The following is a 22653-nucleotide window of genomic DNA, read 5'->3' as shown; positions in this document are numbered from 1 at the left end:
TTCCTAACCTTAGCTTAATAAGCCGCTCACTCAACCCCGGATATAATCACCACTTTTTCCGCCACTTTTAAGTTCGAGTTTGATATCGCTGATAATCATTGTCTTATCAATCGCTTTAACCATATCATAAATCGTCAAAAGTCCTATACTCACGCTACTTAATGCCTCCATCTCAACACCTGTTTTGCCTTCTGTCTTTACGCTGGAGCTCAAAACAAAACTGCAAGAAATATCATCTTGTTCTATCTGCACATCAATGCCATTTAGCATCAAAGGATGGCACATCGGTATAATATCGCTTGTTTTTTTCGCACCCATGATAGCTGCGATGATTGCTGTTTGCAATACAGGACCTTTTTTGGAAGATTGAGAAATAATCACATTATAAGCTTCCTTGTTCATAGTGATTTTACCACTTGCTCTAGCGATTCTTTTAGTTGCCTCTTTTTGCCCTATATCGACCATTTTTGGGTGATTTTGTTCATTGATATGAGTGAGTTGCATTCTAATTCCTTATAGATGATGTCAATTACGTTCAAGATTTTGGACGAAAAATCTTGATATTATCCTCATTTGCCTCTATATATCCTCCACCGATAAGATCAATACAATAAGGAATAGCTGGAAATACCGCTTCTAAACATTCTCTGATACTTTTTGGTTTGCCAGGTAGATTGACAATCAGAGAGTTTTTTCTAATTCCTGCACTCTGCCTAGAAAGGATAGCTGTAGGAACATATTTCAAGCTAGTTTGACGCATCAGTTCTCCAAAACCAGGCATCATTTTTTCACACACATTTTCTGTTGCCTCTGGAGTAACATCTCTACTTGCTGGACCCGTGCCACCTGTGCTGACTATCAAATCACACCTTTGAATATCACACAACTCTATAAAGTTCTTTTCAATCACTTTTTGATCATCTTCTATGAGTCTATATATATATTCACATTCATTAAGTATATATTCCTTGAGAACTTCTTGAATCGCTGCTCCAGAAATATCTTCATAAATACCATTAAACGCCCTATCACTTGTAACGACAATCCCGATTTTTATCTTATCCATTAATTTTCCTTGCATTTTTGTCAATCCATTCAATAATCTCTTTAGGATTATTCACATCAAGTACGCAAACCCCTGATGGTAAAATCGAAATATTTTTTACACTCATATCTAGTGCAAAAGCATCACTATAAGGAATATATTTTTCATCAATTTCATCTCGTACAACGCAAATTCTAGGAAGTTCAAGCTCTTTTAGTCCCTCTATAAAAACATAATCTTTTTTATAAAACATCTTGTATAAAAACTCCATATCTAAAGCATCTTGAAACATCATCGTTGTTTTATTTGCTGAGGCGATAACCACATCTGCCCCTGCTTGAAAAAATTTATAGCTATCTTTGCCTTCTGTATCGATTTGAGCTTTATTTTTAGGATCGTGCTTGATAGCAGCTACACAATAGCTCGGATGCAAAACCTTGATAATTTTTTCAATCAATGTTGTTTTGCCACTGTTGCTTTTTCCAGTAAATGCGACAATCTTCATCAGCTCAAAATACCACTTCCATTTAAATGATGGCTCCTATCTATGGCATAAATTCTTTTTCCGTCTTTGAGATCGTATTTCCAAATCGGTGCATTATGCTTAAAATCCTCTATAAAATCCTCATATATAGCCAAAGCTATTTTTCTGTGAGAAGACATGGTTGCGGACATATAGGAACTTTGAGCATTTTTAACATCCCCAACTGAATGTGCCATCATCAAAACCACCTCTTGGTGGGCTGCTTTTTCTTCCCAATGACAAAACCACTTATCTAAAAGTGGCTTGTAAATATCAAAGCTCAATCCCTCTATCTGCTTTTCTTCCCTAACAATACCTGTAAAGACACAAAACGCACCGAAATTTCTATTTTTTGCCTGTAATTCCCATTTTTGATAGATTTCATAGGTTGGCAAAGCACCTTCATAAATTTCAAGCATTATTCAACCGCCACAAACAGGGGGTAAGATAACCACCTTATCACCATCTTTTAAAGGGGTATTTATATCTTCTACCAAAACATCATTGATAGCTAAAGCACTCATTGGCAACCATTTTTTAATACTTTCAATACCTTGTAATTTTTCCTTGAGTTCTGTGAGATTTTTTACATCTAATTCCATTTTATTTTCACCGATAGGTCCTAGAAATTCAACGCTTATCATAATATCTCCTATAAAAAATTTTTGAAAATAATCATATCAACCTCATCACCCTTATGCAAATTTTCTCCATTTTCTTGCAGTATCACTAAGGCAGATTTACCACATAAATTGTTTATAACCGAGCTTTGAAAAATTCTTTTTTTTGAAAAATTGGCATAATATCTACCTTCAAAAATCTCTAAATCACAAACTCGAAATTCCATCCTGCTATCAGTTCTGATTACATCTTCACTTAAAATGGCTTTTAATACTTGATGCTCATAAGTTATGCCAAACATCTTAGCAAAAACAACACTGCCAAACAAATAAAAACTCAATGCAGCCGAATTGGGTGATCCAGGCAAAGCTAGTAAGTGTTTTATTTTTTGATCTTGGTGATAGAGTGCGTAACCAAAAGGTTTTCCCGGTTTTATTCTAACACCTTTAAAAACCACTTCGCAAAGTTCTGCTATAGCCTGTTGAGTAAAGTCATAATCACCCATACTCATACCCCCTGTGCTAAGCAATATATCGCAATCTCTAAAAGCCTCAGACATTAGCTCTTTTATTGTCTCTTTTTTATCGGGCATTATGGGATATAAAATCCCTTCTCCTCCCATTGAGGTTACCATCGCTTTAAGCAAATGATTATTCACGCTGTAGATCATATTTTCACAATCTCGATTTTCTCCAACCTCAATAATCTCCGAACCACCTGTTAAAATCGCAACCTTTGGTTTTCTAAAGACTTCCACAAAAACCTCATTTAAATCAGCCAAAAGACCAATTTCATATGCTCCTATAAAATCACCTCTTTTAAGCAAAACATCACCACTACAATAATTTTCTCCAACACATCGCACCCAATCCCCTTTTTTTATCACAGGGGCATCTTGAGACAAAAATACTTTCCCTTCCTTACAAACACTATATTCTACCAATAAAATCGTATCTGAATTTTTAGGCATTCTTGAGCCTGTAAAAGTTTTGATAGCACTGGCAGGTTTTAAAGAAAATTCCACATCAGCACCTGCTGGATTATCCCCATCTAAAAAAAGACCTTCTGACAAAAGTCTGGGAAAGTCTGCAAAACAAAAGGCATAACCATCCATGCTTGAAGTGGGAAATTTAGGCATATTAGACTTAGCGATAATATCTTGAGCTAAAACCCTGCCTAACGCATCGCTAAAGACTACTTTTTCTCTCCCTAATAGCGAAATTTGAGATTTGAGTATAAAATCTATGGCTTCATAAAAACTAATATTTTTTTGCATTTATAATAAATGACCTAATTTTGCCTTCTTTGTAGCTAGGTATTTTTCGTTGTAAGAGTTACTTGGCACAAGAATGCTATCTCTGATAACTTCAACATATTTTCCCATCGCCTCGATTTTTCTAGGATTGTTCGTAAGTAAGCGGATTTTTTTGATCTTGTAGTATTTGAAAATATCTCCCACGATAGAATAATCTCGATTATCGCTTTTAAAACCAAGTGCCTCATTTGCCTCAACCGTATCATAACCTGTATCTTGCAGAGCGTAGGCATTAACCTTATTAAAAAGCCCAATACCCCTACCTTCTTGACGCAAATATATCAACATTCCACTTTTGCCATTTTCTTGCTCTTGTGCTATTTTTTGCATTGCTAACGCAAGTTCTCCACCACAATCACACTTTTGAGAACCAAAAACATCTCCGGTCAAACATTCAGAATGAACTCTAACAACAGGAGTATCACAAAAATCACCTGTAAAAACAACTAGATGTTCTACAGGACATTCACAATCTTTTTCTGGCTTCAATTCTCTAAATGACTGTATAAAAAAATTACCAAATCGGGTGGGCAATTTTGCACGTTCTGAAACTTGATATCTTTCCAAAAACTATCCTTTTATTCATTTCTATATCCAATTATATCAAGAAAAATATCGAATTTGGAAAATCCTAAAATCTATAAGCAAAACTTATCCCAAGCGGAGAAATGCCCCCGACTATCTTGTTTTTATTTTTGACCCCTACAAATTCACCCAATCCGAGATCTGAAATAATAAAACCTATTGGATCCATCAAAGCAATAAGCGTATAACCCAAAATCCTGGAGCCAAAAAGCTCTCCATTATTTGATTGTATATAACGTGTAAGTTGGTAAAAAATTTCTCCAAATATTGAACCCATCGCAGGAGTATAGATCAAGTCTTGCCAACTAGGAATCTCTACAAAAGCCTCAATGCCATATTCCCAAAAAAATGCTGAAGTCATAAAAGAAAAAAGCACAGATTCAGGCCAACTATACCCTGCCTTTCGTGGCTGAAGATAATATACAGCTCCAAAATATGGATGTGCAACGCCATTGAGCCAAAAATTATCATTATCTACAGCAGGAGCGATTGAAACATCCTGAACCCAACTTCTAAGTCCAAATCTTTCCCTATCCCAGTTTGTAACACTCTCAGGCATCAAATACAATCCTGTAATACCCACAATCAAACCTATGCCTAATATTCCAGCACTCGTTCCAAGATACTTACCTTTGCTGTCAGGGACATAATAGTATGGATTACCTGGTTCATCGGGTTTTGCAGGGAAATTATAGTGTTTGATTTTTGGATTTTTGAGTGTCTCTTCAAGCGAAGATCCGAATAAATTAGTACAAATACAAACTATCAACAAAGTTTTTAAAATCTTCAACTTAATTACTCTCCGAAAACATTATCATCTTTTGTTGTAATTATATCCTATTGTTTTAAATGATTGCATATGCAAATATTTAAAATAAAGTGATACAATTACATCCACAAATAAATAATGACAAACTTTGAATCTTTTCAGGAAGAATAATGGCAATCATAGGAAAATTACATTCTTTAGAATCTTTATTTCAAAAAAATAATGATCTCAAATATCTCTATAGTTATATGAGCGATGCGATAAATCCAAATCACCCTAGCCATCAACATACAATAAACACACCACTAAAGACAGAGAATAAATCCGATCTTATTAACGGCATGTTTGCCATCGCCCAATCCTATCCCCTCAAAAGCATAGATGAGGCATTTTATGAAACCCATATCAAATACATAGATTTTCAACTAGTAGTAAAAGGCGTGGAATTCTTTGAAATAGGCGATAAAAATGATTTTGAAATCAAAACTCCTTACAATGAACAAAAAGACTTGATTATTTATAATAAAAATTCAAAAACCTCAAAAATTAGACTAGATGAAGGCATGTTAGCGATTTTTTTTGATAATGATGTTCATGCTGGGGGACTTAGTTTTGACAATATAGAAAATAATGTTTCAAAAATAGTTATCAAAGTTCCTAGATCGATTGTCAAAGTGAGTCTATAAAGCATAGCTATGAAGTATGGGATTATAGTTTTATTTTTTCTAAATTTTCTGTTTGGAAATGAGCTTGTAGGAGTATATCAATCGCAATCTTTTTTGTTTTTCAAGAGTGCTTATGTTGAATTCTTCAAAATTAATGGCGAATATTACGCATACGGATTAGAAAATGCCGATCATTCACCACCTAAAAAAGACTCGAAAAATCCAAATCCCGAACTAAGAAACAGGAATGATAAAGGGGTTGTCTTTTTGTATGATCTTATCCAAACCTCTCCAAACAATTATAAAAATGGCAAGGCTTACAATTTCTACGATGGCAGAACCTATTATGTCAGAATCCACCAAAGAAAAAATGGTGATTTAGACTTTTACTCTAGCATTGATTCAACCGGATACATAGGAAAAACTTTTTTGTGGAAAAAGCTCACCGAAGAAGAAGTCAAAGAAAGGGGGATCAAAAGACCCAACTTCCAAGAGGTTCTAAGCACTATTTCTCAAATCAACCATTAAGCTCTATCCACTTTTGTGCAATCTTCACAGCATTTGTGGCTGCTCCTACACGTAATTGATCTGCCACACACCATAAATGTAATATTTTTCTGTCATAAATATCATTTCTAATACGACCCACATAAGTTTCATCTGTATCTGTAGAAATAATTGGCATTGGATAGAGCTTTTCAGTAGGAGTATCCACGACAACAATATTTTTAGATTTTTCTAAAATCTCTCTTGCTTCTTGTGCTTTGACTTCGCGTTCAAAAGAAATGCTGATGGCTTCGCTATGTGATCTCAAGACAGGAACTCTTACACAAGTTGCACTCAAAGGAAAATCCGATCCTAAAATCTTATGTGTTTCATTAACCATTTTCATTTCTTCTTTTGTATAGTCATTGGGCATAAAAATATCAATTTGAGGAATAAGATTAAGTGCAATGCGGTAAGGAAAAGCTTTTGGTTCACAATCTTCTAGTTCAAAAGCGAAGAATTTTTGCATTTGCATCACCAATTCTTCCATCCCTTTTTTACCTGCACCACTGACTGCCTGATAAGTGCTAACATCCACTCGCTTAATACCAAATGCCTTATGAAGTGGTCCTAAAACCTGCACCATCTGAATCGTAGAACAATTTGGATTAGCGATAATTCCTGTCTTTTTCCACTTCGATATATCTTCAGGATTTACTTCAGGGACGATGAGAGGAACATCATCTTGCATACGAAAATGACTTGTATTATCTATCACAACTGCCCCTGCCTTTGCTGCACTAGGAGCAAATTCCGCGCTCACGCTTCCACCTGCTGAAAAAAACGCGATCTCTATACCTTCTTTTTCAAAAACCTGGTGAGTAGTTTCTAATATTTTATGGTTTTCGCCAAATGCCTCTATTTCTTCTCCTGCACTACGCATACTTGCTAATGGTACGATTTTCTTGATAGGAAATTTACGTTCATCTAAAACCCTAAAAAGTTCTTCCCCTACAGCTCCACTAGCACCCACTACTCCTACAACATATTTTTTCATTTTCTACCCTTTTTCATATCTCTTGATGTCAAATAAATCGTATTAGCTTTTTTAAAATTTTGAGATTTTACCCAAATAATCACAAAATTAATGCTAACTGCATAGAAAATACGAAGTTTTATACATTCTTTTATTTGAAAAATTTATAAAATCTATTCTCTATAGATGCTAATGCTAACATCTCTTTATCGCCACTGCTATCCCCATAAGCATAAATTTTCGCATAGTCTTTTAAATCATACTTATTTTGAATTCTGATTGATTTTTCTTTTCCATAGCAATTAGCACATGCAAATCTTCCTGTAAGCTTTGCATTTTTGACCTCCAGAGCCGTCCCAATACAATCTATCTGAAGCTCTCTACACAAGGGAATAAGATATTCTTCAAAACTGGCACTAACCAAAACAATTTTATCTCCTTGCTGTTTGTGCCAATACAGCCTTTCAAGAGCAGAATCTTTGAGTGTTGTTTTTAGAATTGTCAGAAACTTCTCACATTCAATTAAAAACTCCTTGCCCTCATAGCCTTTGAAAAAATATTCACTCAATCTCTCTTTTGCATAGGAGTTTTTTAATACCCCCATCAAATATCCCAATAAAATATGCAAATGAATCAAAATACCCCAATAAAATTTCCTGTGTCCTACTAAAAATTTGACAAATAAAAACAGGCTATCTCTGCGAGTAATAGTTCCATCAAAATCAAAAAAAGCTATGTTTTGTTTCATTTTTTATTTTTCTTATTTTTCTTTTGATGCTTTGTATTCATTATAGGCCTCTATCAACATATCTCCATCTTCTTGCATTGGTTCCCAACCCAAAATATCTCTAGCTTCAGTAATATCCACCACATATTCCTCATCAGCGATTTTATATTGTTCTTTATACATGATCTCTAATCCCAAAAAACCTAAAAAACCTAAAGTATATTTTACAAACCTTCCATAAGTTGGTATTACCCAAGATTTAGAACCCGTTTGTGCGACCATTTTTTTGAGTAAATCTTTTACCTTTGGTGGATTTTTGCTTCCTAGATTAAGCTCGACATTGGGGATACCTTTTTGCAATGCCAACCAAATAGCACTAGCACAATCTCTCACGCTCACCATCTGGTAACAGTTATTTCCACTTCCAATCATTGGTATGGGCAATCCCATCTCCATTAACTTAAATAATTTTATCAAAATCCCAAATCTACCCTTCCCTACTATCATACGCGGACGGAAAATAGTGATACTAAAACCCTTTTTGCGATAGTGTTCGCAAAGTCTTTCACACTCAAGCTTACTTTTACCATACTCTCCAAAGGGGTTTTTGCAATGGCGTGAATTTATGGGTAAATATTCAGGCTTACCATAAACCATATCAGTGCTAAAATAAATCATTTTATTGCAACCATCTTTTTCCATCTTCTCTAATAGATTTTTTGTTCCTAAGACATTGGTATCAAAAAAATATTCTCTTCTATTTTTTCTAGGTGGTTTTAGATGGTATTGCCTAGCTGCAAGATGAACAACAACATCATCGCGTAAAAATTCAAAATCAATCTTTTTAGTAATATCTATGCAAAAAAAATTTGTCCCAAAGGGAAGTTTTTTTGGCTTTGAAATATCTAATATAATAATTTGATCGTTCTTTGCAAGTTTTTCAGAGATCAAATCCACGATATATTGACCTAAAAATCCAGCTCCGCCAACGATAATATAGCGCATTTTTATCCCTTAGAAATAGTCAAAAAGAAAAGTCCGGCACAAATAAGTGCAATACCGATGATTTTATAAAGCGTCAAAGGCTCTCCAAAAGCATAATAAGCAACAATTGCAGAAAAAATAAATCCCAAACTCAAAAATGGATACGCTATGCTTACATTGACCTTTGAGAGGACAACCATCCAAGACAATACGCTGATAGCATAACATAACATTCCCATCCAAAGATAAAAATTCCCCAATCCTCTGAGGATAAAATCCATACTTACAGAAAGCGAACCAAGCGACATCATTCCTTTTTTGATAAAAATCTGTGCAAAAGCATTTAAGGCAACAGAAAATAAAATAATAGGGATAAACTTAATCATTTAAAATCCTTTCTTTGCTATCTGATATTTGAAAAGTATCCACTCCAAAGCGATGTGCATACATACCATTTGGCCATTTATCTGGATCGAATCCCGGATCAGCATAATCTCCAAAGTTTTTATACAAACTCTCAAAAACCCTTCCATCTATGATAATATGCTTGTTACCTTTGATTTTTTCTTGCTCAATATAAGAAATCATATTTTCCCATCTGATTCTATGTTTGAGATACTGTATTTCGACAAAAACGCTATAAGAAACACTCACAAATATAACCAAAGAAGCCAAAAATCTCCTCCATCTAGCATCTAATAAATCATATATTTTAATAAAAGAAAAAATCATTATAGAAAATAATATCATATCACTAAACAATCTTGTTCTATTGGGAATATTTGGAATCTGCACCAATGCTAATCCACCCACAATCCAAAAACAATACAATAAAAATACGATAAATAAATATTTGAAATCTTCACTTTTATTTTTATATGAAAAATAACAACACCACAAAATCACAAAAAAACAAAACAGAAAAAAGAATGTATGGGGCAGATGCCTTCCAAGCACTAAAAAAACAACACTAAAGAGAACAAAACCTATCCATAATATGATTTTATTGGATTTTGATTTTAGATTTTTTATCAAAAAATAAAGCAAAATACTCAAAAGAGAAACAACAAATATATTTGAGTAATAAGCATTGATAGCTAGATAAAATCGCTTCATTTTATCTACAAAAGAAAGTTTTAAAAACTCCGCTATACTAAGGAATTCTGGAGAATTGATTGCTCTTATTCTAGGACCAGGAGAAAAATATAAAACACAATACCCTATCAAAAATCCAGCAATACCCACATAATACCAAGAAGGAAGTTTGACTTTAGCGACAAAAAGTGCAAAAAATAAAAAACAAATTTGAGCCGCTATAGTAATAATACCACCTAGCTCAGTACACCACCCAGCGAAAAAATTCAATAAAAAAAATAAAATAGTATAGATAAGTGAAAAATTTTTTGTCTGCAATTTTCCTTCAAAATAGGAACTCCAAAACATTCTATAGGGGATTAAGCACAACATAATCAATAAGACACCAAGGAGATTATTTAAAACTCCACTTCCCCACAAAAAATCAGACCCAAAAGCTGTAAAAAAAAGAATGAAAAATAAACTTAAAAATAAAATTAGGCTATCAAAGCTATTTTTTGGTAATCGACCAAATACAAGAACAAAAAAAGCTAGAAAAAACCCTGTTTCCATAATAGAAATAAAACCATCAAAATAAATACTCGCATTATATTTAGCCAAAAACCCTACATAAATCAAATCTCCAAATCTTGAATTCCATGTAAGATAAGATTTTATCGCACTATCTATACCATTTAAGGCTTGATAATACGCATCAAAATCATCACTTTGTGGAGGAAATAACATATTTGTTGCAAATAAAAATAAAAATATATACAATACACTCCCCAAAATAAAATAATCACTCTTTTGTTTTTCTATGTCTAAATTCATTTCAAATTCCTTGTTTATTTCTTCCCAAAAGTATCCAAAATACTGATATTAAGATCATTGCACTCATAATAGAGCAAAATACAACTCCCATATTCATCGCCCAAAAATAACCATCTGGAAGAAACTTTTGCACCCTAGATCCAAGCCACAAAAATAATGCTAATGTTACCAAAAAAACCATCGAAAAATCTGTGCTTTTAAGCCGCTCTTTTGCGATCATTGCAGCCAAAAAAAACATATAATGATCATATCCTAAATGATAGAAGGTCGATAAGGATAGCAAAATAGAAGAACTGATGATATTGCTGGGGGGGGGGGGATAATCTAAAACATATATAGACATACAAACCATACACAAACCCAATCATGTATAAAAATGGATTTGAAACCATAAATAAAGCCCCATCAAATAGAATTCTAGATAAACTCATCAAATCTGAAGGTCCTACCCCTGTGGCTTGTGCTGAAACTTTTAGTGGCAAAAGCAAAGACTGTAAAATGCTTATATTGAATTGAAATGCAAATAATATCACAAATGCTAGATTGATAAATCCTGCCAAGATTGTTTCTTTTCGATAACCCGCTAAGAAAAATCCAAGCAAAATAGGGATTCCAAAAGAATATTTTACAAATACAATACTCAAACACAAACTCAAAACAATGGGACTCTTACGATAAAAATATCCCAGTGAGAGAAAAAACCCTAAGATTATCGCTAACTGACCATTGGCAATAACATTTCCAAATGTATATCCAAATAAAACAAAAATACCTATAAGCAACAAAAATGCTAGATTGACTTTATTTCGATAGAACAACCACATGGTTGCAAAAAAACAGGTGATACTAAAAATGGCAAAAGATATTTTTGCACTAGTAAAATCCATCAAGGCAAATGGATACATCAATACATAAAGCAATGGTGCATAATTTGGATCTTGAGACATAAAAGTATCTCCATTTAAACGAGCCAAATAAGGATTGATAGAGTGAGTAAAATCCCCCATCCCCCAATACTGAAGTGCCGGATACCACTGCATATCCAAGCTACTACCCATAGACAAGATTATACTTTGATAAATACTTTTAACTGCAATCAGAACAAAAATTATCAAAAAGACCCATCTATATTTATTAAACACATCTAACAAAAATATTTTCGTTTTATCTAAAATTTCCATCACCTATTCTCTTTTTTATTGTTTTTTACAAAAATAACAAAATCTCCTGATGATTGCACCTGTGATTTGTCTGCAATTCCCTAAGTGTTTTTGCAGATATTGAGTCATCTTTTAAGAGTAGTAGGCAAAAACTGAATATCCATATACTGATATCCCATATAGGCAAAAAAGCCCAAAACAAGCAACATCAATACATAAATCATCTTGTCTTTCAAGTTTTCCAAAAACATTCTAACCCCTCATATACATTAATATCCAAAAGCTAACTAGCCAACACAAAATCACTCCTTGCAAAAATCTATCCTGCAGAACTATTTTGCTTGGATTCCCGCTCTTTTTTTCTACAAAAGCAATCTGCATATATCGAAATATTCCTGCCAAAACAAATATACTCGTGAGATACAAATAATCGCTATGAAGCCTAAGTTTTACTTCTGCAGAAATACTCCATAATATATATGCAATCATAACTATTGAGCCACTAATGGCCATAGCAATATCCAAAAATTGTAGATTGTAACCATCAACAACCTTGCGCATTTTCTCACCACTACTCTCGTATAAAATCACATCATCGCGTCTTTTTGCCAAAGCCAAAAATAATGCCAATAAAAATGTCATCACAATAATCCATTCAGACAAGGGAACATTCACTGCTAATGCACCAACAAATAGCCGTATCACAAAGCCACTAGCGATGATAAAAATATCTACTATAGGGACATGTTTGAGTTTGAGGGTGTAGAGTAAGTTAATCACAACATAAACTACAACCGGAAAAATCACTTCAGGAAGCAAATATATCAAAATAAAAATGCTAAGCACCAAAAAAATCATTGCGAAAAACAAGGCAACTTTAGGTTTTATTTTTCCACTAGCGATGGGGCGCTTAGATTTACTAGGATGGATACGATCTGAGGGTGCATCTATAATGTCATTGATGATATAAATCGCACTTGCACACAAACAAAATGCTACAAAAGCGATCAAAGAATTGCAAATAGAGTTCTCATCAAAAAACTTGAAACTAAAAAATGCCGGAATGAAAATAAAAAAGTTCTTGATATATTGATGAAATCTCATTAAATGCAGAACATTCAAAATACTCACGAAAAACCACCCTGTTTTTATTTGGTCTTTTTTGGAAATATATCCAAAAAAAACTTAAACAGGGATTGTTTAAAAAATAATCACATTTGTCAAATAAGCTTGTTGATATTTGTTTTTATCAGTTCCTCAACATCATTTGCTCTACCTGCAATAAGTGCCTTTGCTGAATAAAGTGCAAAGTGTGCAACTTCGGATAATTCAACTTTTGGAGGCATTACGAGTTCTTTAGGATTGACTACAACATCCAATAAGGCCGGTTTTTTAGTATTAAAAAAATTTTTTACATTTTCTTCTAAATCTGAACTTTTTTCAACCCTCCAAGAATCAAATCCTATAACCCTGCTAAGATCGGCAAAAGATGGATTTTTTAGATCTGTATAATTGTCCAAAAGCCCTTCTACTTTTTGTTCAAGTTCAACAAAATTCAAAGATGAATTATTAAAAACCACAACCTTGATGGGTATATTTTCTTGAATGGCACTGAGCAAATCTCCAAGCAACATAGCTAATCCACCATCTCCTGAAAAAGAAATCACTTCTTTATTTGGAAATGCCTTTTTTAGTCCCAAGCACATCGGCATAGCATTCGCCATCGTTCCATGCAATAATGATGTAAAAATACGACGTTCTCTTGTCCCTGTCAAATAACGCAATGCCCAGACCATCGGAGAACCTCCATCAGCTGCAAAAAGCGCGTCTTTTGGAGCGTATTTATCAATAAGCCCTGTAAGGAATTGCGGATGTATTATATCGCCAGAGGGGGCTTGTGTGTCTTTTAGTAATTTTTTATCTGTTTCTTCTTTTATCTTCAGACAATGATCTAAGAAGCTCCTATCAGTTTTTTCACTCACTGCTTCTATAAGTTTTTTTAATGTATGCTTCACATCTCCTAAAACAGCAATTTTTGGATTACATCTGCGTCCAAGATGAGAACAATCATTATCTACTTGAATAATCACAGCCTTTTGTGGATAAAACTGCCTCCATGCCAAATCCGATCCCAACACCAATAACACATCACATTCATTCATCATATCAAAGCCTGATTTGACCCCCACAAGCCCTGTCATACCCATATTATACGGATTATCATATTCCACAAAATCTTTTGATCTTGCACTGTGGGCTATAGGTGCTTTGATCTTTTCAGCAAATTTCACAAGCTCATCATGTGCTCCTTCGACACCTGCTCCAGCATATATGCCAACCTTTTTACCCTTAGAAATCAAACTGACAATCTCCTTGATTTCATCTTCGTTAGGGCAAAACACTGGATTTGGTAAATGGATTTTCATATTTGGATCATATTGCGCAGATTGTACGCTTATATTTACAGGCATTATTACTACAGCAACTCCCCTTTTGTTGATGGCATTTTGAACCGCCATAGTCATAATATATTGAGCTTCCTCTGGGGTATTTATCTGCTCACAATAAACTGCAAAACTTTCATAGATTTTTTTAAAATCAACTTCTTGAGGAAAATGTGTTCCCAAGTTTTGAACATCAAGCTGACTAGCTATCAATATCACAGGAGCACGGTTACGTCCTGCATCCATCAAAGAGTTGATAAAATGCAAACTTCCAGGACCGCAAGAACCTGCACAAGCAGTTGGTTTTTTTGTTATAAGTGCATCAGCTCCAGCTGCAAAACCTCCTGCTTCTTCGTGTCTCATATGAATCCATTGTATTTTTTTGCTATGATAAATAGCATCGGTAAAATGATTGAGTGTATCACCTACAATCCCATAGCATCTTTGCACTCCTGCATTTGCCAAAACTTCGACCATTATTTCTGCAACTTTCATTTTCGCTCCTAAAATTTAAAATTATTTCATTTTACATCTAAAATATTAAACATTGAGATACTTGAAAAAATAAAATTATTAATAGATAAAAAATATTTATTTAAAAATAGAAGAGAAAGAAAAGATAAAGGAGAAAAAATAATTTAGAAGGGCATTAAGATACCCTTCTAAAGGAAACCAAAGGATTTATACCAAACTTCCACCTTTTTTGTGATACTTGATAATCCCTTCAGCACATCTATATGCCAAAGCACCAGCAGTTCCAGTAGGATTATATCCGCTATTGTGTGCAAAATTTCCAGCTCCAACCACAAAAAGATTTTCCACATCCCAGTGTTGTAAATAATTATTCACGACGCTATTTTTTGGATCTGATCCCATCGTAGTGCCTCCAACATTATGCGTTGATTGATAAGGCACGACGCTATAATCTGTGATTTGTGCAGCAGAAACAATAGACTTAGGATTCATAGCCTTAGCAATCGCTTCAGTTTGTGCGGTTATGTGTTTGAAAAGAGCTCTGTCTTGATCTGTAAAATTATAAGTCATTCTCAATAACGGCATTCCATAGGCATCTTTATAGGTAGGGTCTAAAGATAAATAATTTTGATAATGTGGCATTGAAGCACCTTGTCCTCCTACAGATATGGCACGAGTATAGTTATATACAGAAGCTTTTTTAAACTCACTTCCCCAAGAAGGTGTTCCAGCAGGTACGGGATTACTCAAAATGGGTCTAGAACCACTTTGGAGACCATAGATTAAAGCTCCATGAATAAAATCTAAATTAGAATGGTCAAAATTATCTCCATTGAAATCATCTATATTTGTTCCTAACGCTCCTGAACCCATAAAAACATTGTATTGATCATCAAAAAAAGCTGTTGTGCCTGGATTGAGCTGATAACAATAATTTTTTCCTAAAGTGCCTTTGCGAGTCTTAGGATCATATTGTTCTCCAATATTTGAAACCATTAACAACTTAGCATTATTTAGCACAAAACTGCTAAGCACGACAATATCAGCAAGTTGAATATATTCTTCTAAGGTCTTTGTATCGACATATTTTACCCCGATAACTTTATTCCCTTTTTTGAGAATTTCAATCACATTTGCATTGGATCTGATTTCATAATTTCCTGTTTTAAGTGCTGTTGGAATAACAGTAACAATAGGACTTGCCTTCGCACCATACTCACAACCAAATCTTTCGCAAAAAGCACAATATTGGCAAGGATTAAGAACTTCTCCATCAGGATTGGTGTAGCTTCCAGAACTATTTGCTGCGGGCATTCTATAGGGATGGTAGCCCATTTTTTTGGTTGTCTGCTCAAACTTTGAGAGAATAGGAGTATTTTGCAAAGGCACTTGAGGATAATCACTAGATCTTTTTCCAGAAAATGGATTTTTAGCCTCACCTGAAATTCCAGCTGTCTTTTCAAACTTATCAAAATAAGGTTCCATTTCATCATACGTAATACCCCAATCTTGAAGCAAATAGTCTTTGGAAAGTTTATTTTTACCATAACGTTTCTCTGTCATTGTTTTGATCTGAAAATCATAAGGAAAAAATCTATAAGTCCAACCATTCCAATGTACCCCTGCTCCGCCTAAATTATCTCCAAGCAAAAAAGAGCCTAGTTTTCTCATAGGAAGAGCTTTTTGTTTGGGAGAATTCCTAAAGGTTACAGTTTCTTTAGAGAGATCTTGCATTAAGCCATAATTCACAGCATAACGCCACTCATCATGAACTTCTACAAAATCTTCAGTACTCCTCATATCTCCACGTTCTAGCCCAACGACTTTAAGCCCAGCTTTTGCACATTCAGCAGCTACAATACCTCCTGTCCAGCCAACTCCAACGGTTAATACATCTACTTTTTTTAATATTTTTGCCATTTTATTTTCCTTGCATATCAGCTAAAGACATAGGAGATATTTTTTGAAATTTTTCATCTGTAATAAATGCCATATAAGACATTTGTGCTCCAGGAAACTCTTTCATTTTCCATCCCTGCATTTTATCATTACCACCATAGATAGGATCTGCATACACCCCAGCTAAAGTCATTTCTCTCAAAAGAGAGAAAAAATAGCTTGATGAAACCCCTTTCATAGAAACCTTATTTGCTTCAAAACTTTTGAGAATTAAATCTTGATTTTTAGCATCCAAATCTACAAAACTTTTTTTATAATTTTTTATTGCTTCATTTTCTATAGACTTTATACCTTCTAAAAAAATATCTCTACGGATAAGAGGGGTTTGATAACCTTGTGTTGGAGTGCCATTCTCAAAAGGTCCGCTCATATATTCTCTAGCGTTGTATCCATATGCACCTGCGAGTTGATTATCTATAAAATAAGGAACGCCTAACTCTATAGCTCCTGCTCCTAAATCATCTTTTGGAAAAATCCGCTCACAACTAGCTGATAAAACCGCGAAATCTAAGTCTTTGGTAAAAAACATTCTCCCTCTTGCTTGAGCTTCCTGATTTGTATCATAATTTGATTGCATAGAATGGGAGTTATTTTTTGAATCATCACAACCTGCCAAAGTACCAGCAAAGGCACCTCCGCCCAGCACTGCCCCTGCAGCAAGTGTAGAAGTTTTAAAAAAATTCCTTCTACTCAAATTCGTATTTTTTTTATTCATATCATCTTCCTTATTATTAATTTTGATACATTCTCATTGTACTAAAAAGATAGCAACGATACAAAGTTTGATTTAGAATCATAAAGAAAAATATTTTATAAATAAATTTCTACTCATTTCATCCATATTAAAAATATCAAAATTATTATGTTTTGCAAAAAATGTATGATACGAACCGTATCCTTTTGCTTTTATCAGCATTTTTTTGCCCCATTTTTACCATATCTAGCCTCTTGAGCTTGTATAAAAAACTCTTTTTGAGTTTTAGGTATTTTATCTGGATGAAATTTTTCCATATGTTCAAGATACTTATCATAACTAGGAAGTCCAACCAAAAGGTGAAAAAAGCGATCAGACTTTCTATAAATTGCTTGAATTTTTGATAAAAATTTCATTATGAAGCTCTTATGTATGGAGACTCGCACAAAGTTGATTTGAGATTGTTTTTATCTCTAAGAGACAAGATACAAATACGCAAACAAGAAAAAATCACCAAAACAGTTACAATCATAAAAAATATACACAAAACAGCATCGATAATATTGCTCCTAATAGAGGCTTCAATCGCTGAAATTTGGACACTATCAGTAATGCTAGGGAGTTTAGCAGCAAGGTTTTGAGCGATGGCAATATGACTCACGCTATCATTTAAGGCATTTCCACTTGCTGGTAATACCTTTAGCACTCCTGCATAAAGCGTAGCTACAAGAACGAAAATAGCAGGAAATGCACTCACCCATGCATATCTAGCCTTGCCCATTTTGAATAAAATCACACTCACAAGCAACAACGCCATACCTGCGAGCATTTGGTTGCTCACACCAAAAAGAGGCCAAAGCGTATAAATTCCTCCCTTTGGATCTATTGCTCCTTGATACAGAAAATATCCCCAACCAGCCACACACAAAGCCGTAGCAATGACGCCTGAAAAATAAGAATGGGTATTACCAAAGGGCTTATAAATATTTCCTAATATATCTTGAACCATAAAACGACAAGTTCTCGTACCTGCATCTACAGCAGTGAGGATAAACAACGCCTCAAACAAAATCGCAAAATGATACCAAAATCCCATCATCGCACTCCCTCCTATGATCTGATGAACAATCAATGCTAATCCAATAGCAAAAGTAGGAGCTCCTCCTGTTCGGCTCAAGATACTTTGTTCGCCAATGTTTTGTGTAAGATTACTTATTTCTTGTGCAGAGATATGAAACCCCCAACTAGAGATGGTCTGTGCAGCTGAAACAATATCTGTGCCGATACTGATTGCAGGTGAATTGATAGCAAAATACAATCCAGGATGCAAGATAGTAGCAGCAATAAGTGCCATAATCGCCACTCCTGATTCCATGATCATCGATCCATAACCGACCAATCTGATGTGAGATTCTTTCTGTATCATCTTAGGTGTCGTTCCTGAAGCAATCAAAGCATGAAAGCCGCTGATAGCACCACAAGCAATAGTAATAAATAAAAATGGAAACAAACTTCCAGCAAACACAGGTCCGCTTCCATCAAGATACTGAGTGAGTTTTGGCATTTCAATAGGAGGAGCTACATACAAAATAGCAAGTGCCATAGCTATAATCACTCCTATTTTCAAAAAAGTACTCAAATAATCACGAGGAGCCAAAAGAAACCATACAGGCAAAATAGCCGCTATAAAACCGTAAGCTATCATCATCATAGCAAGTGTAGGAGCATCAAAAGTAAAAAAACTTGCCAAATAAGGATCAGAAGAAACATATCTCCCATAATAAAGAGCAATCATCAAAAGAACAAAACCTATTACAGATGCTTCTCCAACCCTACCTGGTCGAATAAACCTCATATAAACTCCCATCAAAATAGCAATTGGGATTGTCATCACGATGGTAAAAAATCCCCAAGGACTATCTGCCAAAGCCTTCACCACTACCATCGCCAAAATCGCAATGATAATGAGCATAATCCCAAAAATTCCAAGCATAGCAAAAGCACCTGTGAATCTGCCCATCTCTTCTTTTATCATTTCACCTAGTGACTTGCCATTTCGTCTCACAGAAATAAACAAAACTACAAAATCATGCACAGCTCCTGCAAGAACACCTCCTACTAATATCCAAATCATGCTAGGAAGATAACCCATCTGAGCAGCCAATATTGGCCCTACTAGAGGTCCTGCTCCGGCAATAGCGGCAAAATGATGACCAAACAAAACGATCTTATTAGTGGGAACAAAATCCCTACCATCATTATTTACCACTGCAGGAGTAGCACGATTATCGTCAAGACCCAGCACCTTATAAGCGATAAATTTGCTATAAAAACGATACCCGATGCTATAGATACAAACACTTGCAACCACAAGCCAAATTGCACTGATATTTTCACCTTCATTAAGTGTCAAAACACCAAAACAAAAAGCCCCCAAAATAGCTATAAAAGCCCAAATTACATACCAAAAGAATTTATTCATTACCTTCCCTTAACATCTTATTGAATTCTTATCATAGTGTATAAAGCTAGTATTTCAAATGATTTTGAAATGCACTCAAAGCAGAAAAAAGATATTTTTAGAAAAAAAGTAACACTCAAAACAACAGAAGAAATAAAATAAGAGTGATGTTTTAATAAAATCACCCTAAATAGATATTTTATTTTTGTTCAGGAATCCAAGTTGTTTCTTCACTAGGAGTTGGAGGATTTTCAGAGTCTGCATCTTCTAAGGCACAGCCAAAAAACATAATCATCGTAAATGCTGTAACAATAAAAATTTTAAACATAATCTCTCCTTACAAGTTGGCTTATAAAAAAATTATATCAGAAAAAAGTCTATTGAGAAACTTTTCTATTTTTTAATATATCTGCTATCAAAAAGGCAAGTTCAATAGCCTGAGTTGCATTTAGTCTAGGATCGCACTGCGTGTTATAGTTACAGCCTAGCCCTGCTTCTGTAATCTCTTGAGAACCCCCTACGCATTCAGTAACATCTTGTCCTGTCATCTCCAGATGCACCCCTCCAGCATAACTCCCCTCTGCTTTGTGTATTTCAAAAAAACTTTTTACCTCACTCAATACACTATCAAAAACTCTTGTTTTATATCCAGAACTTGCTTTAATCGTATTTCCGTGCATTGGATCACAACTCCATAAAATTTCCCTACCCTCATTTTGAACAGATCGCAACAGTTTTGGAAATCTCTCATTAATCATATCTGCCCCCATACGAACAATCAAATTCAATCGACCTGCTTCATTTTCTGGGTTAAGCACATCGCAGATACCTAAAATATCTTCTTTGGTTGCATTAGGTCCTATTTTCACGCCTACAGGATTTTTTAACCCTCGCAAAAATTCCAAATGTGCTTCTTGCAGTCCTCTTGTCCTCTCACCAATCCATAGCATGTGAGCCGAACAACCATACCAATCTCCACTTAAGCTATCTTGACGCACAAGCTGTTCTTCGTAGTTTAATAACAATGCCTCATGGCTTGTATAAAATTCAGTTTCTTTCAAAATGGGTGTATTTTGCGTATTGATTCCACAAGCCTTCATAAAACCAAGTGTTTGAGTGATGCGATCAGCAAGTTCTTCATATTTTTTCCCAAAATCATTATTTTTCACAAAACTCAAATTCCACCTATGAACCTCATTCAAATCTGCCATTCCACCTTGTGCAAAAGCCCGAATCAAATTCAAAGTAGCCGCACTTTGATGATATGCCCTTAGCATTCTTTTGGGATCTGGGGTTCTTGAAATAACATCAAATTCCATTCCATTTATCATATCACCGCGATAACTAGGAAGCTCTACTCCCTCAACTATTTCTGCATCAGAAGATCTAGGCTTGGCAAATTGTCCAGCTAAGCGACCCACTTTTACTATTGGGCAACTCCCTGCAAACGTCAATATAGCTCCCATCTGAATAATAACTTTGAACATATCACGGATATTAATGCCATTAAATTGAGAAAAACTTTCTGCACAATCCCCACCCTGAAGCAAAAATGCTCTTCCCCTAGAGGCCTCTTTGAATCGCTCTTTTAGATTTCGTGCCTCTCCTGCAAAAACCAGTGGAGGATAACTTCGCAACTCCTCTTCAACTTCTTGAAGTTCTTTTTTGTTAGCATAGCTAGGATGTTGTTTGATAGGAAAATTTCTCCAAGATTTACGTTCCCATTGGGGGTTCAAATCAGAGGGTATCTGTTGTGTTGGCATCTAATTTCTCCATTTTTGGTTACTGAAAAATAGCTTATTTTATCCTAAAGTTATGAATAAGACTTTAAGTATTTAAGCAACAAGGAGATAAACACTAAAACAAAACTAATGATAATAAATATCCTAATAAGTCCAACACCTTTTTTTATGGCTAATTTACTTCCTGTATATCCTCCTAGAATATTTGCCACTATTAATGGCAGTGCAAGAAAATAAAAAATATGATTTGAAAATGCAAATGTAACCAAAGAACCCAATCCAGAAGCTAGATTGATCGCCTTGGCACTAGCAGAAGCACTGAGCATATCCATCTGCAAAAAAAGATAAAATCCCAGTATCAAAAATGTTCCTGTACCTGCCCCAAAAAACCCATCATATACCCCAATTAATAAACTCAATAATGGTGCATATAAAAATGTCTGGATCGAATTGAAACTTTTTGGATTATTTTTTACAAAATTATGAGGGATAAAAATACTCAAAGCACTTAGAGGAAGTAAAAACAAAATAACTTTGGTTGCTATAGATTCGCTAAGAGATAAAATAAGCTCTGTCCCAATATGAGCTCCTAACAAAGAAAAAACTACGCTTAAAAGCGTGATTTTGTAAATGATTTTTTTATGCTTTATAAAATTTACTAATGCACTAGCCGTACCAAAAACGACGATAAATTTATTAGTTCCAAGTGCATATTGTGGAGGAATTCCAGCTAAGAGCAATGCAGGTATTGAAAGTAATCCACCCCCACCTGCGATACTATCAATAAAACCAGCTACAAAAAACACTCCGAACAAAACAACAAGCACAAATAAGCTCAAATCTCCATAGTGCATTTTAACCTCGAATCAATGCTATTATCAAAAAATTATAACAAATCATTTTATCAAATCCATCAAATCAATACCTCGCCAGATAACTTCAAATAGCCAATAGTTTGAACATAATGGTTGGAATACATTGATAATATTGAGATAATGTAGAATGTTTGAATGATTTTCATCTGTAAAATCGTGTCATCACAATACAAACCTTAT

General features: G+C 34.6%; 27 protein-coding genes. 2 read left to right on the top strand and 25 right to left on the bottom strand.

Annotated features, from left to right (window positions below; all coding sequences use genetic code 11):
- Positions 1–30: 30 nt before the first annotated feature.
- The 8 genes from moaC to Q5I06_RS06785 form a co-directional block, all read right to left on the bottom strand.
- Positions 31–504, bottom strand: a complete 474-nt coding sequence (moaC, locus tag Q5I06_RS06820) for a cyclic pyranopterin monophosphate synthase MoaC (protein WP_305517399.1) — start codon at positions 502–504, stop codon at positions 31–33.
- A 31-nt stretch (positions 505–535) separates the two neighbouring features.
- Positions 536–1066, bottom strand: coding sequence for a molybdopterin adenylyltransferase (mog, locus tag Q5I06_RS06815; RefSeq protein ID WP_305517398.1), 531 nt, complete (start codon positions 1064–1066; stop codon positions 536–538).
- Positions 1059–1550, bottom strand: a complete 492-nt coding sequence (gene mobB / locus Q5I06_RS06810) for a molybdopterin-guanine dinucleotide biosynthesis protein B (RefSeq protein WP_305517397.1) — start codon at positions 1548–1550, stop codon at positions 1059–1061. Before mobB ends, mog begins: the two co-directional genes overlap by 8 nt.
- Positions 1550–1987, bottom strand: coding sequence for a molybdopterin synthase catalytic subunit (locus tag Q5I06_RS06805; RefSeq protein ID WP_305517396.1), 438 nt, complete (start codon positions 1985–1987; stop codon positions 1550–1552). Before Q5I06_RS06805 ends, mobB begins: the two co-directional genes overlap by 1 nt.
- 3 nt (positions 1988–1990) lie before the next feature.
- On the bottom strand, positions 1991–2212 hold the full coding sequence (locus Q5I06_RS06800; RefSeq protein ID WP_305517395.1) for a MoaD/ThiS family protein: 222 nt from the start codon (positions 2210–2212) through the stop codon (positions 1991–1993).
- An 8-nt stretch (positions 2213–2220) separates the two neighbouring features.
- On the bottom strand, positions 2221–3465 hold the full coding sequence (locus tag Q5I06_RS06795; protein ID WP_305517394.1) for a molybdopterin molybdotransferase MoeA: 1245 nt from the start codon (positions 3463–3465) through the stop codon (positions 2221–2223).
- The gene (gene ribA / locus Q5I06_RS06790; protein WP_305517393.1) at positions 3466–4071 is read right to left on the bottom strand and encodes a GTP cyclohydrolase II; all 606 of its coding nucleotides are present in this window, start codon (positions 4069–4071) and stop codon (positions 3466–3468) included.
- Between the two features lie 64 nt (positions 4072–4135).
- Positions 4136–4879 (bottom strand): DUF3943 domain-containing protein, encoded by a 744-nt coding sequence (locus tag Q5I06_RS06785; RefSeq protein ID WP_305517392.1) that lies wholly within the window; start codon positions 4877–4879, stop codon positions 4136–4138.
- Positions 4880–5028: 149 nt separating this feature from the next.
- Between Q5I06_RS06785 and Q5I06_RS06780 the strand changes: the two genes are divergently transcribed.
- The gene (locus Q5I06_RS06780) at positions 5029–5544 is read left to right on the top strand and encodes a NanQ anomerase/TabA/YiaL family protein (RefSeq protein ID WP_305517391.1); all 516 of its coding nucleotides are present in this window, start codon (positions 5029–5031) and stop codon (positions 5542–5544) included.
- A 9-nt stretch (positions 5545–5553) separates the two neighbouring features.
- Complete coding sequence (locus Q5I06_RS06775; RefSeq protein WP_305517390.1) at positions 5554–6051, top strand: DUF2147 domain-containing protein; 498 nt, start codon at positions 5554–5556, stop codon at positions 6049–6051.
- Here Q5I06_RS06775 and Q5I06_RS06770 read toward each other — a convergent pair.
- The 17 genes from Q5I06_RS06770 to Q5I06_RS06690 all read right to left on the bottom strand — a co-directional run bounded on the left by Q5I06_RS06770 (position 6041) and on the right by Q5I06_RS06690 (position 22452).
- Positions 6041–7066 carry an aspartate-semialdehyde dehydrogenase gene (locus tag Q5I06_RS06770; RefSeq protein WP_305517389.1) on the bottom strand — a complete coding sequence of 342 codons (1026 nt, stop codon included), beginning with the start codon at positions 7064–7066 and terminating at the stop codon, positions 6041–6043. The two genes, Q5I06_RS06775 and Q5I06_RS06770, sit on opposite strands and share 11 nt — an antisense overlap.
- A gap of 130 nt (positions 7067–7196) precedes the next feature.
- Positions 7197–7793 carry an HAD-IB family hydrolase gene (locus tag Q5I06_RS06765; protein ID WP_305517388.1) on the bottom strand — a complete coding sequence of 199 codons (597 nt, stop codon included), beginning with the start codon at positions 7791–7793 and terminating at the stop codon, positions 7197–7199.
- A 12-nt stretch (positions 7794–7805) separates the two neighbouring features.
- Positions 7806–8777, bottom strand: coding sequence for an NAD-dependent epimerase/dehydratase family protein (locus Q5I06_RS06760; protein WP_305517387.1), 972 nt, complete (start codon positions 8775–8777; stop codon positions 7806–7808).
- 2 nt (positions 8778–8779) lie between these two features.
- On the bottom strand, positions 8780–9142 hold the full coding sequence (locus Q5I06_RS06755; RefSeq protein ID WP_305517386.1) for an EamA family transporter: 363 nt from the start codon (positions 9140–9142) through the stop codon (positions 8780–8782).
- Positions 9135–10664 carry a DUF6056 family protein gene (locus tag Q5I06_RS06750; protein ID WP_305517385.1) on the bottom strand — a complete coding sequence of 510 codons (1530 nt, stop codon included), beginning with the start codon at positions 10662–10664 and terminating at the stop codon, positions 9135–9137. The genes Q5I06_RS06755 and Q5I06_RS06750 overlap by 8 nt, the downstream gene beginning before the upstream one ends.
- A 1-nt stretch (position 10665) precedes the next feature.
- Positions 10666–10902 (bottom strand): hypothetical protein, encoded by a 237-nt coding sequence (locus tag Q5I06_RS06745; protein ID WP_305520927.1) that lies wholly within the window; start codon positions 10900–10902, stop codon positions 10666–10668.
- 7 nt (positions 10903–10909) lie between these two features.
- Positions 10910–11848 (bottom strand): hypothetical protein, encoded by a 939-nt coding sequence (locus Q5I06_RS06740; RefSeq protein ID WP_305520926.1) that lies wholly within the window; start codon positions 11846–11848, stop codon positions 10910–10912.
- A gap of 101 nt (positions 11849–11949) precedes the next feature.
- On the bottom strand, positions 11950–12075 hold the full coding sequence (locus Q5I06_RS06735) for a hypothetical protein (protein ID WP_305517383.1): 126 nt from the start codon (positions 12073–12075) through the stop codon (positions 11950–11952).
- Between the two features lies 1 nt (position 12076).
- On the bottom strand, positions 12077–12955 hold the full coding sequence (locus Q5I06_RS06730) for a decaprenyl-phosphate phosphoribosyltransferase (RefSeq protein WP_305517382.1): 879 nt from the start codon (positions 12953–12955) through the stop codon (positions 12077–12079).
- Between the two features lie 89 nt (positions 12956–13044).
- Positions 13045–14763: a thiamine pyrophosphate-dependent enzyme gene (locus Q5I06_RS06725; protein ID WP_305517381.1), complete on the bottom strand. Its 1719-nt coding sequence runs from the start codon at positions 14761–14763 to the stop codon at positions 13045–13047.
- 186 nt (positions 14764–14949) lie between these two features.
- Positions 14950–16662 carry a GMC family oxidoreductase gene (locus tag Q5I06_RS06720; protein ID WP_305517380.1) on the bottom strand — a complete coding sequence of 571 codons (1713 nt, stop codon included), beginning with the start codon at positions 16660–16662 and terminating at the stop codon, positions 14950–14952.
- 1 nt (position 16663) lies between these two features.
- Entirely contained in the window at positions 16664–17416 is a 753-nt protein-coding gene (locus Q5I06_RS06715) for a gluconate 2-dehydrogenase subunit 3 family protein (RefSeq protein WP_305517379.1), read from the bottom strand.
- A gap of 194 nt (positions 17417–17610) precedes the next feature.
- Positions 17611–17811: a KCU-star family selenoprotein gene (gene kcuS, locus Q5I06_RS06710; protein WP_305517378.1), complete on the bottom strand. Its 201-nt coding sequence runs from the start codon at positions 17809–17811 to the stop codon at positions 17611–17613.
- Complete coding sequence (locus Q5I06_RS06705; protein WP_305517377.1) at positions 17811–19877, bottom strand: carbon starvation CstA family protein; 2067 nt, start codon at positions 19875–19877, stop codon at positions 17811–17813. The genes kcuS and Q5I06_RS06705 overlap by 1 nt, the downstream gene beginning before the upstream one ends.
- Before the next feature lie 178 nt (positions 19878–20055).
- Complete coding sequence (locus tag Q5I06_RS06700; RefSeq protein ID WP_305517376.1) at positions 20056–20184, bottom strand: hypothetical protein; 129 nt, start codon at positions 20182–20184, stop codon at positions 20056–20058.
- A 49-nt stretch (positions 20185–20233) separates the two neighbouring features.
- The gene (locus Q5I06_RS06695; protein ID WP_305517375.1) at positions 20234–21619 is read right to left on the bottom strand and encodes a class II 3-deoxy-7-phosphoheptulonate synthase; all 1386 of its coding nucleotides are present in this window, start codon (positions 21617–21619) and stop codon (positions 20234–20236) included.
- 50 nt (positions 21620–21669) lie between these two features.
- Positions 21670–22452 (bottom strand): sulfite exporter TauE/SafE family protein, encoded by a 783-nt coding sequence (locus tag Q5I06_RS06690; protein WP_305517374.1) that lies wholly within the window; start codon positions 22450–22452, stop codon positions 21670–21672.
- Positions 22453–22653: the final 201 nt, after the last annotated feature.

The organism is Helicobacter cappadocius, from assembly GCF_030688855.1.
GTDB classification, from domain to species: Bacteria; Campylobacterota; Campylobacteria; order Campylobacterales; family Helicobacteraceae; genus Helicobacter_J; species Helicobacter_J cappadocius.
Note: the sequence above shows the minus strand (reverse complement) of the source record. Positions and strands in the feature narration are given on the sequence as shown.

Excerpts from the sequence above, each read along its gene's own strand:
- Q5I06_RS06715 (WP_305517379.1), bottom strand. The coding sequence starts at position 17,416 with ATGAATAAAAAAAATACGAATTTGAGTAGAAGGAATTTTTTTAAAACT.
- moaC (WP_305517399.1), bottom strand. The coding sequence starts at position 504 with ATGCAACTCACTCATATCAATGAACAAAATCACCCAAAAATGGTCGAT.
- Q5I06_RS06705 (WP_305517377.1), bottom strand. The coding sequence starts at position 19,877 with ATGAATAAATTCTTTTGGTATGTAATTTGGGCTTTTATAGCTATTTTG.
- Q5I06_RS06700 (WP_305517376.1), bottom strand. The coding sequence starts at position 20,184 with ATGTTTAAAATTTTTATTGTTACAGCATTTACGATGATTATGTTTTTT.
- Q5I06_RS06695 (WP_305517375.1), bottom strand. The coding sequence starts at position 21,619 with ATGCCAACACAACAGATACCCTCTGATTTGAACCCCCAATGGGAACGT.
- Q5I06_RS06725 (WP_305517381.1), bottom strand. The coding sequence starts at position 14,763 with ATGAAAGTTGCAGAAATAATGGTCGAAGTTTTGGCAAATGCAGGAGTG.
- mog (WP_305517398.1), bottom strand. The coding sequence starts at position 1,066 with ATGGATAAGATAAAAATCGGGATTGTCGTTACAAGTGATAGGGCGTTT.
- Q5I06_RS06775 (WP_305517390.1), top strand. The coding sequence starts at position 5,554 with ATGAAGTATGGGATTATAGTTTTATTTTTTCTAAATTTTCTGTTTGGA.
- Q5I06_RS06750 (WP_305517385.1), bottom strand. The coding sequence starts at position 10,664 with ATGAATTTAGACATAGAAAAACAAAAGAGTGATTATTTTATTTTGGGG.
- Q5I06_RS06690 (WP_305517374.1), bottom strand. The coding sequence starts at position 22,452 with ATGCACTATGGAGATTTGAGCTTATTTGTGCTTGTTGTTTTGTTCGGA.
- Q5I06_RS06770 (WP_305517389.1), bottom strand. The coding sequence starts at position 7,066 with ATGAAAAAATATGTTGTAGGAGTAGTGGGTGCTAGTGGAGCTGTAGGG.
- Q5I06_RS06755 (WP_305517386.1), bottom strand. The coding sequence starts at position 9,142 with ATGATTAAGTTTATCCCTATTATTTTATTTTCTGTTGCCTTAAATGCT.
- mobB (WP_305517397.1), bottom strand. The coding sequence starts at position 1,550 with ATGAAGATTGTCGCATTTACTGGAAAAAGCAACAGTGGCAAAACAACA.
- Q5I06_RS06735 (WP_305517383.1), bottom strand. The coding sequence starts at position 12,075 with ATGTTTTTGGAAAACTTGAAAGACAAGATGATTTATGTATTGATGTTG.
- Q5I06_RS06765 (WP_305517388.1), bottom strand. The coding sequence starts at position 7,793 with ATGAAACAAAACATAGCTTTTTTTGATTTTGATGGAACTATTACTCGC.
- Q5I06_RS06795 (WP_305517394.1), bottom strand. The coding sequence starts at position 3,465 with ATGCAAAAAAATATTAGTTTTTATGAAGCCATAGATTTTATACTCAAA.
- Q5I06_RS06720 (WP_305517380.1), bottom strand. The coding sequence starts at position 16,662 with ATGGCAAAAATATTAAAAAAAGTAGATGTATTAACCGTTGGAGTTGGC.
- kcuS (WP_305517378.1), bottom strand. The coding sequence starts at position 17,811 with ATGAAATTTTTATCAAAAATTCAAGCAATTTATAGAAAGTCTGATCGC.
- Q5I06_RS06780 (WP_305517391.1), top strand. The coding sequence starts at position 5,029 with ATGGCAATCATAGGAAAATTACATTCTTTAGAATCTTTATTTCAAAAA.
- Q5I06_RS06745 (WP_305520927.1), bottom strand. The coding sequence starts at position 10,902 with ATGTTTTTTTTGGCTGCAATGATCGCAAAAGAGCGGCTTAAAAGCACA.
- Q5I06_RS06760 (WP_305517387.1), bottom strand. The coding sequence starts at position 8,777 with ATGCGCTATATTATCGTTGGCGGAGCTGGATTTTTAGGTCAATATATC.
- Q5I06_RS06805 (WP_305517396.1), bottom strand. The coding sequence starts at position 1,987 with ATGCTTGAAATTTATGAAGGTGCTTTGCCAACCTATGAAATCTATCAA.
- Q5I06_RS06800 (WP_305517395.1), bottom strand. The coding sequence starts at position 2,212 with ATGATAAGCGTTGAATTTCTAGGACCTATCGGTGAAAATAAAATGGAA.